Genomic DNA, 13,512 nt, shown 5'->3' with positions numbered 1-13,512 from the left:
TTATGTATGAAGGTGCTTATTTTGGGAGGAACCCGTTTTTTAGGTCGAGCGTTGGTGGAAGAGGCATTGAAAAGAGGGCATGAGGTCACTTTATTTAATCGCGGGAACAATTCTGATGTGTTTCCTGACGTGGAGCAACTGACTGGAGATCGAAATGGCGATGTGCCGCAACTTGAAAATCGGAAATGGGACGCCGTTATGGACACTTGCGGGATGACCCCGCTTCAAATAAAAAAAATCGCAGATGCACTTGGAGATAACGTCGAGCATTTGACGTATATTTCAAGCATCTCTGTTTATCCAGATTGGATTCCTCTTCATATTGCAGAGGATTATCATGTACATTCTATACCTCCGGAAGATGTTCTGAAGAAAATCGAAGAGGGAGCTGTATCCCCTTACGAATATTACGGCGGGATGAAAGTGGCTTGTGAAGTGGAAGCCGAAAAGCATTGGCCGAATCGAGTTTTGAATGTGCGGGCAGGGTTGTTAGTCGGGTCCTATGACTATACGGACCGCCTCCCCTACTGGGTTCATCGTGTAGCCCAAGGTGGAACGGTGTTGGTTCCGGGCCGTCCGGATCGTGCAGTACAATTCATTGATGTAAAAGATATGGCAGCATGGGCGTTAACTATGGCAGAAAACAGGAAAGCGGGAACGTTCAATGTTACAGGGCCGGGTTACGAATTAACGATGGAAAAGTTTTTGAACACATGCAAAGCCGTCACTAAAAGTAATGCCGAATTCGTATGGGCCGATGAAAAATTCATGTTGGAACAAAAGGTGCAACCATGGACGGAAATGCCTTTATGGATTCCTGAGGATTTCGCTTTAGGAGGCGCATCTGAACCGTGGAAAGGCAGTTCATTTATCAGTATAGAGAAAGCTGTCGAGGATGCACTTTCCTTCCGACCTCTTGAAGATACAATTTCCGATATTTATCAATGCGTGCAGGCAAGACAGGACGATGATTGGAAAGCTGGAATTTCGCGGGAACGGGAACAGGAACTGCTTGAGGCTTGGCAACCGGCGGGTAAATAAGTATATGTGAATGAAATCAGTTCTTATGAAACTTTAACCCAACCCATTCGTACTCACCATTAACCTATTTAATCAATTTATTGGTACATCACCGTGCTAAGTTGAATAGTGAATGGGAGGTTAAGGTTCATGAGAAAACCATCATTACAGAATGACCAAAAAGAAAAACGGTTAAAAATAATATTCCGCTTTTTAATCATCTGCGCAATTTTTGCGCTAACAGGATCTATTGTAGTCACATCGAAAAGGATTGTAAATGATCTCTACAAATTATTCGTTCTCGACTTTATCGGCACATCCCTCTTGTATGCCGCTGCTCTGACACTATGTTCGTTTTTCCTATATCTCTTCTTTGTGATCGTCATTAAAAACCCTATGAATATCAAAAGATCTTCGGTTATCAAATTTGCTATTGGTGGGATATTCACCTTGATAATCACTGGGTTTATCCTGATTTTCAGCGTCAATGAAACGAATAAATCGATAAAGGATATGCAGAGTTATTCTAATCAAGAATGGCAAGTAAAAGAGCTTTTCGTTACGGATGTTTATAGGGGCAGACTTCCATCAAGGATCGTATTGATTGACACCGACGCGGGCCAATTGACACTCCATCAGAGGAATTACAAGATATACAAAGGAGAAATTTACCGATTCACATATTTGGAGCAAACAAAAACGATAATCAATGTAGAGGTAATTGACTGAATAGTGTGCCGCACAGGTACCTTAACAAGAAAACTCCAGTGCAGTATAATCGCACTGGAGTTTTGCTATTTACAAATACGTATCCAAAAATTCGCGGATGGCTCGGTAGCCTTTAATTTGGTTTTCACGTTTTGTAAAGCCATGTCCTTCATCTTCAAAAATGATGTACTCGACAGGAACACCATTTTCTTTTACCTTTTCGACAATATCATCAGACTCGACTTGCAACACTCGAGGATCGTTTGCACCTTGCAGGACCATTAACGGCTTGTTAATTTTCTCGGCATGGAACAAAGGCGAGATGCTGCGGATATACTCGGTCTGTGTATAAGGATCGCCGATTTTCTTGTATAACAATTCACGCATCGCTTCCCACCATGGCGGAATGCTCTTTAGCGTTCGCTCCCAGTTCGAGACCCCGAATATATTTACTCCGACTTCAAACGACTCAGGTTGGAATGCGAGGGCAGCGAGTGTCATAAAGCCGCCGTAACTTCCCCCGATAATCCCAATCCGGTTTTCATCGATCCGTCCTGTCCCAATTAAGAACTTCTTCCCTTCAATACAATCAGCCAAGTCAACTTCACCATGCTTTAAATCAGCAGCCTTGAAAAACGTTTTTCCATAGCCGGAGCTTCCACGGTTGTTCACAGCAAGGACCGCATATCCGTGATTCACCAAATACTGGATCATCGGGCTGAAATCGACTGTCGACTGGCCACCTGGACCACCATGCACCCAAATGAGTGCAGGTGCTTTTTCACCATCTTCAAGATGAGGCTCATAATAAATGGCAGGGATTTCAAGTCCGTCGAATGAAGGGTAATGAACAACTTTCGCATTCACAAGGTCGTTCTCGTCAATCTCAGGATTTAGTGTATTTGTTAAGCAACTTAATTCCTTTTCTTCAAAATCGTACACATATAGATTTGCAGGCGCTGTTGAGCGGTTTACTAAAAACGCCATATACCGTTCGCTTTTTGAAATTGATAAGCCGCTAATTTGCCCCTCCGGAAAATTTGCTATTTCAACATACTCCCCTGTTTCCGACTCGATCAATTTCACATCGATTTTCCCGTCATTATTTACATAATAGTAAAGGTATTTATGATTAGGTGAAAAACGGGCAGTTAAGATATCCCAATTTTCCTTCGCGACAACTTCGCTGTTCCCTGACGAGAGGCAAAGTCGTTTTAAGTATAGAAACTCATGGTCTTCATCCGTCAAATAATATAAATGAGTTGAATCCAAGTCAAATGCGACTGGTTGATATTGAACATCACCCTCATGAGCGGATAAATGTTTCACACCATCCTCAACTGTGTAGATGAACATATCCGAATCATTCGATGTCCGCGGCTTGTGTAAGGCAATATATTTTTTATCATGTGAAATCGCCGAAACATAATAGCCATCTTCATTTTTAAACAATAGATTTGGTTTTTGCGTTTCAATATCCATCTCATATAAATCCATAAATCGTGGATCCCTAACATTGGATTGATAAAAGAAATGCTTATCATCCCGACTCCAACGGTGAAACTCCGCTTTCTCTTCTTTGCCTAAAGTAAGATCGATCCTCGACCCATCTTCAGATTGCATATACAGATGTGTTATTTCATTCCCACCTTGATCACTTCTGAACATAAAGCTGCGTCCATCCGGAAAATAACCAACCGGTATCATGTAATTATCATGTGAGTGTGTTAATTGCTCAACATCGTTTCCTGTTCGGGAAATCGCATACGTATTATAAACACCCGAACGATCACTTCCAACTAAGATCTTGTCGTCATCTGGCGATATTGATACCCCAACTAAACTTTCACAACTGATGAATTGTTCAATAGAATACTTTTTCTTTACACTGATCATTTCTTCGCCCCTTTTCCCTTTTTTAAACAACACCCTATCAATATATTAATCTATTTGGAATACTAAAACAAATTCTTGTCCACGTTATACATTTAATCATCTACGCAAATTGATACTTACAATTTCATTATTCGTTCCGACTCGCATCGGCATCCCCCATGTCCCGACGCCAGATGTTACGATAACGTGCGGACTGGTTGCGCTCTTTTGATAATGTCCGTAATCCACTTCGAAAATTGCATTTGTGATTAAGCTGCCCGGAAATAGTTGTCCCCTATGTGTATGTCCAGCAAGCAATAAATCAATATCTTCCTCATATAGTTCAAGTTTGGAAGGAGTATGATCCATGACGACAATAGGAAGGTCTATATCTTCTATCGGCGCTAAAATTTCTATGATATCTTTTCGTTGTAACCCGCCGAAACCTCCGATTGGCGATGGATCCAACCGTCCAACCAATATTAACTTGTCATCGATGATCACATGCTCATCATTCAGAAGTGTTATATTGCTCTTTTCAAGGAAGCGTACCATTTCATCAAAAGTCTCTCCCCCATCATGGTTTCCCAAGCTTGCAAATACGCCATACTTCGTCTGAATGCTTTTCAGTAATTCAATGGCTTTTTCCGGATTTTTTATCGCGTTATAATCGTCGTTGAATAGATCACCAGCTATCGTAACAATGTCGGGTTCAAGGGAATTTATATTTTCCACAATGCTTTTAATACGCTTTTCGGAATTGATGGCACCAAGATGAAGATCACTAATTAAGACCATATGGATGTCTTCTGGTAATTGATCTCCTTTTATTTGAATATCGTAAGAAACATTTTTAATCTGGGTTGCATTGTAGATACCATAGCTGACGACGATTGTAGTCAGTAAAAACACAGTTAAACCTGCGTAAAGATGGATGTTTCGCGGGATTGGTTTTGCAATTAATTTCAATAACCTGCCTGTTAATAAAATCAGATTAGCAAGCACAATAAATAGAAGAAGGTATACAAAAACCCCCATCCAATAAGCGCTAATCCAAGACAATACACCTTTCACGACGGAAGGCAATGGTAAAAAAGCGAGTATGATTGAAGAAGCGATGAATATGTAAATTCCTATGTAAAGTTTTGGATGTATAGTAGGAAAAACCAAACGAAGCCAATGATAGGTTTTTCTTGCGATATAATAATTTGCACTTCCATAGATAGAAAGAATAATGATAAAAGCGATAATCACACCAGCCATAAAAGAACTCTCCTTTTGTATTTTAACCACCAATTTCGTAAAAAGACCGACCAATGTGGCAAACATTAGACGGTCTATAAGAGTCGAATCTTATTTATTTTTTTTAATATACTCCATGCCTTGTTCCGTGATTGCCAAAACAAGATGATCCGTCCCTTGCCCGCTATCAGTCGCATAACCCGCTTCAAGAAGGTGGTCAATCGCCAACTTGCTATTTAGATCAGCATTCAACATCGCTTTCGGTAAGTTATAACTTCCCCCGTTAGTGGCAAAGTGATAATCATAAAGACTTTGCAACAGCATATCCGATAGTTTCTTCACTTCTTCATTCATCATAACAGCCTCCCCTTTCATATTCTCCATTCTACAAAAAAGCATCAAATCCTTCTAATATTTCGCTTTTTTAAAGTTCCTTAAAGACATTGCGGAGCATCCGGAAAACCAGATATAATAGTATCTATCGGTTATTTCATATATCCTGAAGTTGGACAAAACACTTCATATTTATTAAATATGGCCGATAAAATAAAGGATATAGAAAAATTCATTACAAAGGAAGCTAGTCATCATGGAGCATTCAGCATCATCCTCGCCTATTTTAACGATAGAACACCTCTTCATGAGTAGTGTGGTGAAAAAATGAAAAATACATCCCTATTACATGAAGAAAAAAAGGCTACTGTTTTATTTATGGCATTGTTTTATATCGTATTCTTTTTATACGATATCATTTATTATAATCTCTTTCCTTTCTTACCATGGATGGCGGATGTAATTCCGGATGGGATTTGGTATTTATTAAGCTTTATAAAACATCTTGTCATCATTTGTCTTATCCCTGTTACTATCTATTTCTTTAAAAAGGGAAAACCGGATAGTGTAAAATTTATACTTGTCATTACTTATTTAGTTACCAACCTAATCACGGATATTTATTATTACTTTGGAGGCTCAGAAACCTATTCAAGCGGGAACTTAGTTGAGTTAGTCATTATATTGTTTTCACCTATTTTTATTAACAAACGTTTCTTTTATCTCGTTACAGTTGGATTGGTCCTGAAGTATCTATTGGTGGGCGTTTTCATACAAGATCCTGTCATATTATTCCCAGTTGGAATTGTTGTTATTTTGGCTGGTATAGCGTACATTCTCCTTCATCGCATTTTAAATTACGTGAAAGCATTGACGCTTTCCTATGATGAGCAATTGGCTGGGTTGGTAAAGGGAGTTATTGCCACCTTGGAGTTAAAAGACCCTTATACGCGCGGACATAGTGAACGTGTTGCAGAGTATGCGATGAGTCTTGCTAAAGCAACGGGGGAAGTAAAAGAATCCGAATTACCTCATTTTTACTATGCATGTTTACTACATGATATTGGAAAAGTAAATATTCCTGATACAATATTGGCTAAGTATGGTAAACTAACAGATGAAGAGTATGAGGTGATTAAAACTCACCCAGTTGTAGGAGCAAAAGCAGTCGAAGATGTTGAAGGTATTGCCGATCATATCGCAGTCGTTTATCATCACCATGAAAGATGGGATGGTAAAGGTTACCCAGATGGACTTGTAGGCAAAGAAACTCCTATTACCGCGAGAATTACGGCTCTTGCGGATGCCTTCGACGCAATGACTTCAACAAGATCTTACAGACCCGCTCTTCCCTATGAAGAAGCTTATAAACGAATACTTGAAGGAAAAGGATCCCAATTCGATCCTAAATTGGTGGAAGTCTTTAAACAAGTGTATCCAGATTGGATTACAATCTCTAAACAATATTTAAAAGATCATACACCAAAGGAGGGACGCAGACATGAAAATCCGTAAACTTAAGCAAGTTAAAGTAACATGTTGGTGGTGCTTCTTATTTCCAAAAGGTTAATACGAATGGGATGCTATTGTGATAGCATCCTATTTTTAATAGTTAGAGGGCGGTGGGGTTAAGTTTGAAGGTAACGTTACTATCGAAGTTCGCTCTTTTTCCTTTATCTATTCAAAAAGATAAGAAGAATTATATCGTGGAAGAGCCTATTTCAGGTGATTTCTTTGAAATGCCGTTGATTTGTATCGATGCAATCGAACGGATGAATAGTGGGCAAACCTTAGGGGAAATCGAAAAGGAGTTGCGGGAAAAGTATCCCGATGAAGACGTCGAAATGATTGAATTCGGCGAACAGCTTATCGAATTAGGCTTGGTTCAAGAGGTAGATGGAGAGAAAATCATTCGAAAAGGGAAAAGCCGGGCGGCGGATGGATTTACTTGGCTACCAGCCTCTGTAGGACGTTTCTTTTTTAATCAATTTTCGAATAAGATTTATATTGTTTTACTGTTAATCAATATTTTACTTATCGTGAGGAATCCAGCGTTATTCCCTCATTACAAAGATATATTTTTATTCGATTCGATGATGTTAAATATCCTTACATACATGACAATATCTCTTGTCCTAATCGTTATTCATGAGTTCGGGCATGTTTTGGCGATACGGTCCTATGATTTACCTGCAAAATTAGGTATCGGAAACAGGCTCATTTTTGTCGTTTTTGAAACAGACTTGACTGCGGCTTGGAAACTGAAGCCAAGGCAAAGAAATATCCTCTATTTTGCTGGAATGTCTTTTGAACAAATCTGTATGGTAATCGCGCTTTCAATTCAACTCCTCTTTCCGGGAGCGAATGCTATTGTAATAGGAATTTTAGGTATAGTCGTCTTTGATATTTTTATAAAAACCTTATATCAATGCTGTTTCTATATGAAAACAGACGTCTATTATTTCGTTGAAAATAGTACAGGATGCTATAACTTGATGGAGAGCGGCAAGCAGTATTTAAGCAAATGGCTGCCATTTTTGGGAAGTGATACTACTGATACAGAGGCTTTCGATGGTGAGCAACGAATTGTACGTATGTATAGCGTATTTTATGTGATCGGTATTTTATTGACATTAAGTCTGATCGTCTTTTACTTCCTACCACAGGCTCATTATGCGTACTCACATGTCTTTTCAAATTTACTTGGGGCTAAGACGCCAGCAGCCTTTTGGGATGCCATAGCTTTTATAGGACAAACTGCCATTCTGTTAGGATTACTTGTGTACACTAAAATAAAAAAAAGATGAAGTATGTAATGTTGAGGTACCTGTGCAAGAAATTGCTCGCCGCACAGGCACCTTTACAATCTATTTTTTATTCCAACCTTTTTGATCTAATCGATAGATTACCGCTGCTAGTTGGGCTCTCGAAATAGGGTCATTGATACCAAATCTTCCATTGCCAAATCCCGTCATAATACCTTCTTGCCTCATTGTCTCAATTGGAATAGAGGCCCAGTAGTCTTTTTTGACATCACTGAATGAATCCAAATGACTCTCTGCAGGTTGGGAATAAAAACCCGCATTGTAGAATACTTGTGCCATTTGTGCCCGAGTCAGAATCATGTTGGGCGAGAATTGATCATTGCCCGTACCATTCATCAGTTTATGCTGTGCAACTAAGACGACTGAATCATGTCCCCAAAAGCTTGGAGGCACGTCTTTGAAGTGGAGTGGTTCAGTTGTTTTCGTCAATCCCAAGAAATTGCCGATAATTTTGGCGGCCTGCGTTCTTGTAAGACTATCATTCGGTTTGAACGTTCCATCATTGAATCCGTCTATCCAACCTTTTTCCGACAAAAACTCTATTTCTTGTTGTGCCCAATGTCCGTGAATATCCTTGAACGTTTTCTCGTCCTGCTCGTACAAATTCCATTCATCCATTATTTTGCTGACTACGTTACGATAGTAATCACCGCCAAGATGGTTATATCCGGCATTCGCAATTTCATAGATATACTGTTTGGATGCGCGTTCATAACTCCAGCCTTTGTTCAAGTTGGTTTCATAATTCGTTTTCGCAAACCCGTATCTTTGGTTTAGAAGAAAAGTTCCTGCCAAGTACTCAACCGCTTCCTTCCGGCTTGAAAACATGCGATACCAATTATCTACTCTTTTGGTTTCATCAAAGATAAGCCGATCCACGCCAAGGTCTGATAACACTGGGACCGTCCCGTTGTTCTCATCAGGTTGACCTTTCAGTTGCCACCCTTGACTTGGATTGGTTGTCCAAACTTTAATTCCAAATATATTATTCGCATTGACTGCGATTCTTGTCGTGCCATATCCACTCTCAATTGCTGCCATTCCGATGATTGCGCTTGCGGGAATGCCCCATTTGGCACTTGCTTCCTTTGCGTAATTTGAAATTTCTTTGATGAAATTCACCCGATCATTCAATGATGGATTATATGTAGGCATGTAGGCATTGCTGTTTCTACCTGCTTCCTTATTTTCAAAAGGCAAGAAATTAGTCGGTTTCGGAATCGGATTTGTACTTGAATTCGCACTTGGACTCGAACCCGGTTCCGCAATCACCATCGTCGCGTTGACCGACAAAACGAGCAGAATGCCAACTAATATTAATACGATTCTATTAATCATAAAAAAAATACTCTCCTTACTACTATTCTCAGAAACAGTTATTATATATATCTATTGTTCTCGACGTCCCTATTATAATAGAAATATGCATGCTTCCGAGCCGTTAAATAAAACCAGTACCGGTTTTTTTTGGAGGTACCTTTACAAAAGGCCTTCCCCTTTGGAATCGGGGAAGGCCTTTTCTTATTTGCTATAGATCTTTGAAGGTACCTGTGCATGAAACATTCATGTTTATTCAGTTAATTTGTATGAATATGCAACTCTCAGCCGATATAACAACTTTCACTATTCATATTTATGAAATTGTAGTGAATTGACTGAATAATGCGCTGCACAGGTACCTTTACAATGCTGGGCGCACATCAAAAAAGCTCCAGTGCATAATGCACTCGAGCTTTCTGTAATAGTTTCTTGGAAAGGTACAGAAATCACTTCGAATCAATGGTTTCCGTGTATGATTTTCGTAAGGATTCCAATTTGGCTACTTTCACTTTTAGACGGATGGAATCTTCATTAAGGGCTACTTTTCCATCTATGTGATGCTGTTTCCATGCTTTCACGTTTTTACGGTAAAGGTGCTCAGATAATCGGTATATGTCAATGTCACTATTTAGTGCAACTTCGTAGGTATTCTTAATTTCTTTTTCTGCTTGTTCAATGATACCCCTTTGGATTTCATCAACTGAGACTTTCCCTTTGATGACACTGACAGTCGTCATCAGTTCCACTTCTATATCAAAGCTTACTTTTCCAGATTGGACGGCAGGTTGTACATCGACCTTTACATTTTCCACATTCACCGTTATAAATTCGCCATGACTTGATTTAAATGTAATTTGCCCGCCTTTCGTATCCTTTGACATCCACTGCATTCCACGGACGTCCTCCCCTTCTATGAAGCCCTTGAACCCGTTCGGTGTTGCGACTCCTACACCGGCCAACTCAGGAGCCTCAATGGATTCAGCCACGGACTTCCAATTTTCGACAACTTTTATATAAGGGATCATCGCTTCGTGACTGGGCTCGTTCATATCGATGATAATTCTGCGCATATCCATCGGTTGAATAAATGATTCTTGTTCGTAGGCGTTTTTCGGATCTCCTAATTTGGAAAAGGTAACCCCCTTATTCAAAACCGGTCTCACTAATAATACGTCTTGAATAGGATCTTTCGTTGAATAAACCCAAATCTGATACCGCGTTTCTCTGTTTCGGATGAATAGGTCAATTACTGGGCTCAATGCTGAGTTTTTCAATGTTTCCTCAGACACAATGATATAATTCAAATGGCCCCAATAGACCATCTCGTCGATGGAACGGTACAATTCAAAGATGGCTTCATCCACTGTCTCCCCTGTCGCAAAGCCAACTTCCGCCTGTGGAATATCCGATATGGGTTGATTGGATTTAGCGATATTTGTGAAATGAATCATCTGGGCATATATTTCATATTTGCCATCCTTAAAATCGATACCGATTGCATTGATGTATAGCATTCTCTCAGGTTCATTCTCATCCCAACACCCGGAAAGAATTACCATAACCGATAACAATAGGAGTAAGCGTACTTTTCTCATACGATCCCCTCTTCATCGTAAATTGTCCGATAGCCGCAATATCAAATCCATAATGGGTCATTGATCGATAGATTGTCTATATGATTTCCGTGAAGATTCAAGTCTGACAATTTCCACCGTCAATTTCCCGATAGAGCTTTCCGTTAGCTCTACTTTTCCGTTTTTTTCAAGTCGCTTCCACGCTTTTACGTTTCTTCTGTACAAATGCTCGGATAACCGGTAAATATCCATGTCTTTTTTCAAGGCTGCTTCATAAGTTGCCATAATTTCTCTTTTGATTTCTTTTATCAGCCACTCCTCGATTTCTTCGACAGTTACACTTCCTGCAATAAGTCCGATTTCAGCATATAACCTTACTTCGACATCGAACTTCACGTTCTCCCTCTCTACAATTGGTGTAACTTTCACTTTCAAATTATCAATTGTCACCGTCATATGTTTCTGATCATCCGTCTTGAAGGTAACTTCCCCGCGAATTGTTTCATTAGACATCCATTGGACTCCATGCGCACTCTTCCCCTCCAGAAATCCCTTAAAGCCATTAGGCGTTACTACTCCAACGCCAGCAAGGAACGGAACCTTTATGGACTCCTGCATCGACTGCCAGTTTTCTATCACAGAAATCAGGGGAATCTTCGCTTCATGACTTGGTTCGTTCATTTGGATAATTAATTTCCGGATGTCCATCGGTGGAATAAATGATTCTTGCTTAAATGCATTCTTCGGATCCCCTAATTTTGACAAGGTTATCGCTTTATTCAACACCGGCCTCACTAATAGAACCTCTTCAACTGGATCTTTCGTTGCATACACCCAAATTTGGTAGCGGATATCTTCATAACGGATGAAGCTGTCAATAATCGGACTCAGTTTTTCATTTTTCATAACGTTTTCGGAGACGACGATATAGGAAAAGTGACCCCAATAAATCTTCTGATCAACCGTGTGGTAAAGTTGATAAATCGCTTCATCCATCGTTTTCCCTTTCGCGTAGCCCACTTCTGCCTGTGGTTGATCCGAAATAGGTTGCTCGGACTTTGCAACATTGTTAAAACTTATTATTTGGGCATATACATGGTACTCGCCATCTTTATAATCAACGCCAATTCCGTTGATATAAAGCATTCGTTGGGGTTCGTTTATATCCCAGCAACCTGCTAACAGGAGACATATCAAACCTATTGCTGCAAGCAGCGCCTTATTGATCCTTTTCATTTTCAGCCTCTTTACGTCTCGTCTTGTCGGTTGGGTTAAGCATATTGGGGCGGGTAGTATATTGATCTGCTTGTTGCCTGAAGAGTGTTCTTTTGATTGTCTGCCAACTAAGATCCGCTGTGATATTGACATATGGTACTCCGAAAACCCGAATACTCGAGAGAAATAGCACAGTAAAGTAGAACGACATAAAAAAGCCGAACAAACCCAAAAATGCTGTCAATATAATAAAGCTGACACGCAAAATACTTACAGCAGTGACGAGTGATTGATTGACCAATGTGAATGTGGAAATTGTAGAAGTTGCAATAATGACAATCATGGCAGGACTTGTAATTCCTGCTTGAATGGCGGATTCACCAACTATTAAACCGCCAACTACCCCTATTGTTGAACCAAGTGCGGTTGGCAGACGCAATCCTGCTTCTCGGAACAACTCAAACATGAGAAGCATGAGCAGCATTTCAATTGAAGAAGGGAACGGCAAGCCCGTGTTAGCTTGGACGACTGTCGCTAATAGTTGAAGCGGCAACTGGTTTTGATGAAATGTTGTGAGTGCCAGCCAAAATGCCGGCAGCAAGATGCCGATTGACATCCCAAGGACGCGCAGCGTTCTTGCTATTGAACTGTAGACGGGCGGGTACTCATTATCTTCACTCGTTTTCATTAATAAAAATAAGTTTACCGGTGTCACGATGGCATATGCTACACCATCAACAAAAATGACAAAGCGCCCTCTGATTAGCGATTGAATAGCATTATCCGCACGCCCAGTATAGTCTGTCCGCGGAAACAATTTAACATTTTTATTCACATTCTCCATTAGGATATCGGCACTGAACACGATATCCGTATCCACTTTCTTCAACTGTTTTTTTATGCTATACAACGTTTCTTTACTCGCTATATCATCAAAGTAAAGAATCGCCACTATTGTCTTTGAACGACGTCCTATTTCGATTAAAGACATGAGCGACCATCTGATTGAAGTAAGCGGAAACGGAGCCTCATTGGCACTGTCAAACTCAACACTCAAAGACTCCACCTCAGCCGCTATCTATGTAGGGAATTCCGATAAAAAAAGCTGCAAAGGAAAAACTTGTCCTTGAAGGCAATATCGCCTTTTCGAACAATGTATTAGGTGGAGTAGGTGCAACAAATGGAGTTACGATCAACGCAAAAGAAGCAAAAATTACGTACACCGCTTCCAAGCAGACCAACGATATTATCTACAAAAAACCAAATCAAAGAGACAGCATCAAAGTTGACCCAATCCTCTGGGCAGACACCCTCGACGTCCGCTTTGACCTACCAAGAGGTTTCAATAAATACGAGGTGTTCAGGGACAGGAATGATAACAAGATTTTATCCAACGAAAG

The 13,512-nt window shown here is 40.1% G+C and carries 11 protein-coding genes; 4 read left to right on the top strand and 7 right to left on the bottom strand.

Annotation, left to right across the window (positions count from 1 at the left end; all coding sequences use genetic code 11):
• Positions 1-6 precede the first annotated feature (6 nt).
• Together NSQ43_RS07675 and NSQ43_RS07670 are read left to right on the top strand one after the other, a co-directional pair.
• Entirely contained in the window at positions 7-1,041 is a 1,035-nt protein-coding gene (locus tag NSQ43_RS07675; RefSeq protein ID WP_339254462.1) for an NAD-dependent epimerase/dehydratase family protein, read from the top strand.
• A gap of 129 nt (positions 1,042-1,170) precedes the next feature.
• The gene (locus NSQ43_RS07670; RefSeq protein ID WP_339254460.1) at positions 1,171-1,749 is read left to right on the top strand and encodes a hypothetical protein; all 579 of its coding nucleotides are present in this window, start codon (positions 1,171-1,173) and stop codon (positions 1,747-1,749) included.
• A 69-nt stretch (positions 1,750-1,818) separates the two neighbouring features.
• On the opposite strand, the gene NSQ43_RS07665 is transcribed toward NSQ43_RS07670, so the two are convergent.
• The 3 genes from NSQ43_RS07665 to NSQ43_RS07655 all read right to left on the bottom strand — a co-directional run bounded on the left by NSQ43_RS07665 (position 1,819) and on the right by NSQ43_RS07655 (position 5,202).
• Entirely contained in the window at positions 1,819-3,624 is a 1,806-nt protein-coding gene (locus NSQ43_RS07665; RefSeq protein WP_339254458.1) for a S9 family peptidase, read from the bottom strand.
• Between the two features lie 96 nt (positions 3,625-3,720).
• Entirely contained in the window at positions 3,721-4,866 is a 1,146-nt protein-coding gene (locus NSQ43_RS07660) for a metallophosphoesterase (RefSeq protein WP_339254456.1), read from the bottom strand.
• A gap of 90 nt (positions 4,867-4,956) precedes the next feature.
• Entirely contained in the window at positions 4,957-5,202 is a 246-nt protein-coding gene (locus tag NSQ43_RS07655; protein ID WP_339254454.1) for a hypothetical protein, read from the bottom strand.
• Positions 5,203-5,505: 303 nt separating this feature from the next.
• Here NSQ43_RS07655 and NSQ43_RS07650 point away from each other — a divergent pair, with 303 nt between their 5' ends.
• Both NSQ43_RS07650 and NSQ43_RS07645 read left to right on the top strand, forming a co-directional pair.
• Positions 5,506-6,693: an HD-GYP domain-containing protein gene (locus NSQ43_RS07650; protein WP_339254452.1), complete on the top strand. Its 1,188-nt coding sequence runs from the start codon at positions 5,506-5,508 to the stop codon at positions 6,691-6,693.
• 119 nt (positions 6,694-6,812) lie between these two features.
• Positions 6,813-7,985 (top strand): peptidase, encoded by a 1,173-nt coding sequence (locus tag NSQ43_RS07645; RefSeq protein WP_339254450.1) that lies wholly within the window; start codon positions 6,813-6,815, stop codon positions 7,983-7,985.
• Positions 7,986-8,045: 60 nt separating this feature from the next.
• Here the strand turns inward: NSQ43_RS07645 and NSQ43_RS07640 are convergent, their stop codons facing one another.
• The 4 genes from NSQ43_RS07640 to NSQ43_RS07625 all read right to left on the bottom strand — a co-directional run bounded on the left by NSQ43_RS07640 (position 8,046) and on the right by NSQ43_RS07625 (position 13,169).
• A complete protein-coding gene (locus NSQ43_RS07640) occupies positions 8,046-9,341 on the bottom strand; it encodes an S-layer homology domain-containing protein (RefSeq protein WP_339254448.1) in 1,296 nt (431 codons plus the stop codon).
• 428 nt (positions 9,342-9,769) lie between these two features.
• Positions 9,770-10,918 carry a Ger(x)C family spore germination protein gene (locus NSQ43_RS07635; protein ID WP_339254446.1) on the bottom strand — a complete coding sequence of 383 codons (1,149 nt, stop codon included), beginning with the start codon at positions 10,916-10,918 and terminating at the stop codon, positions 9,770-9,772.
• A gap of 57 nt (positions 10,919-10,975) precedes the next feature.
• Entirely contained in the window at positions 10,976-12,133 is a 1,158-nt protein-coding gene (locus tag NSQ43_RS07630) for a Ger(x)C family spore germination protein (RefSeq protein ID WP_339254444.1), read from the bottom strand.
• Entirely contained in the window at positions 12,117-13,169 is a 1,053-nt protein-coding gene (locus NSQ43_RS07625) for a spore germination protein (RefSeq protein ID WP_339254443.1), read from the bottom strand. Before NSQ43_RS07625 ends, NSQ43_RS07630 begins: the two co-directional genes overlap by 17 nt.
• Between the last annotated feature and the right edge of the window lie 343 nt (positions 13,170-13,512).

The organism is Sporosarcina sp. FSL W8-0480 (assembly GCF_037963765.1).
GTDB lineage: Bacteria > Bacillota > Bacilli > Bacillales_A > Planococcaceae > Sporosarcina.
The sequence above is the reverse complement of the archived record's forward strand: the minus strand, read 5'-3'. Positions and strand labels throughout refer to the sequence as shown.

Bases quoted from the DNA above. Each gene is read 5' to 3' on its own strand.
- NSQ43_RS07670 (WP_339254460.1), top strand. From the start codon at position 1,171: ATGAGAAAACCATCATTACAGAATGACCAAAAAGAAAAACGGTTAAAA.
- NSQ43_RS07665 (WP_339254458.1), bottom strand. From the start codon at position 3,624: ATGATCAGTGTAAAGAAAAAGTATTCTATTGAACAATTCATCAGTTGT.
- NSQ43_RS07635 (WP_339254446.1), bottom strand. From the start codon at position 10,918: ATGAGAAAAGTACGCTTACTCCTATTGTTATCGGTTATGGTAATTCTT.
- NSQ43_RS07640 (WP_339254448.1), bottom strand. From the start codon at position 9,341: ATGATTAATAGAATCGTATTAATATTAGTTGGCATTCTGCTCGTTTTG.
- NSQ43_RS07655 (WP_339254454.1), bottom strand. From the start codon at position 5,202: ATGATGAATGAAGAAGTGAAGAAACTATCGGATATGCTGTTGCAAAGT.
- NSQ43_RS07660 (WP_339254456.1), bottom strand. From the start codon at position 4,866: ATGGCTGGTGTGATTATCGCTTTTATCATTATTCTTTCTATCTATGGA.
- NSQ43_RS07630 (WP_339254444.1), bottom strand. From the start codon at position 12,133: ATGAAAAGGATCAATAAGGCGCTGCTTGCAGCAATAGGTTTGATATGT.
- NSQ43_RS07675 (WP_339254462.1), top strand. From the start codon at position 7: ATGAAGGTGCTTATTTTGGGAGGAACCCGTTTTTTAGGTCGAGCGTTG.
- NSQ43_RS07650 (WP_339254452.1), top strand. From the start codon at position 5,506: ATGAAAAATACATCCCTATTACATGAAGAAAAAAAGGCTACTGTTTTA.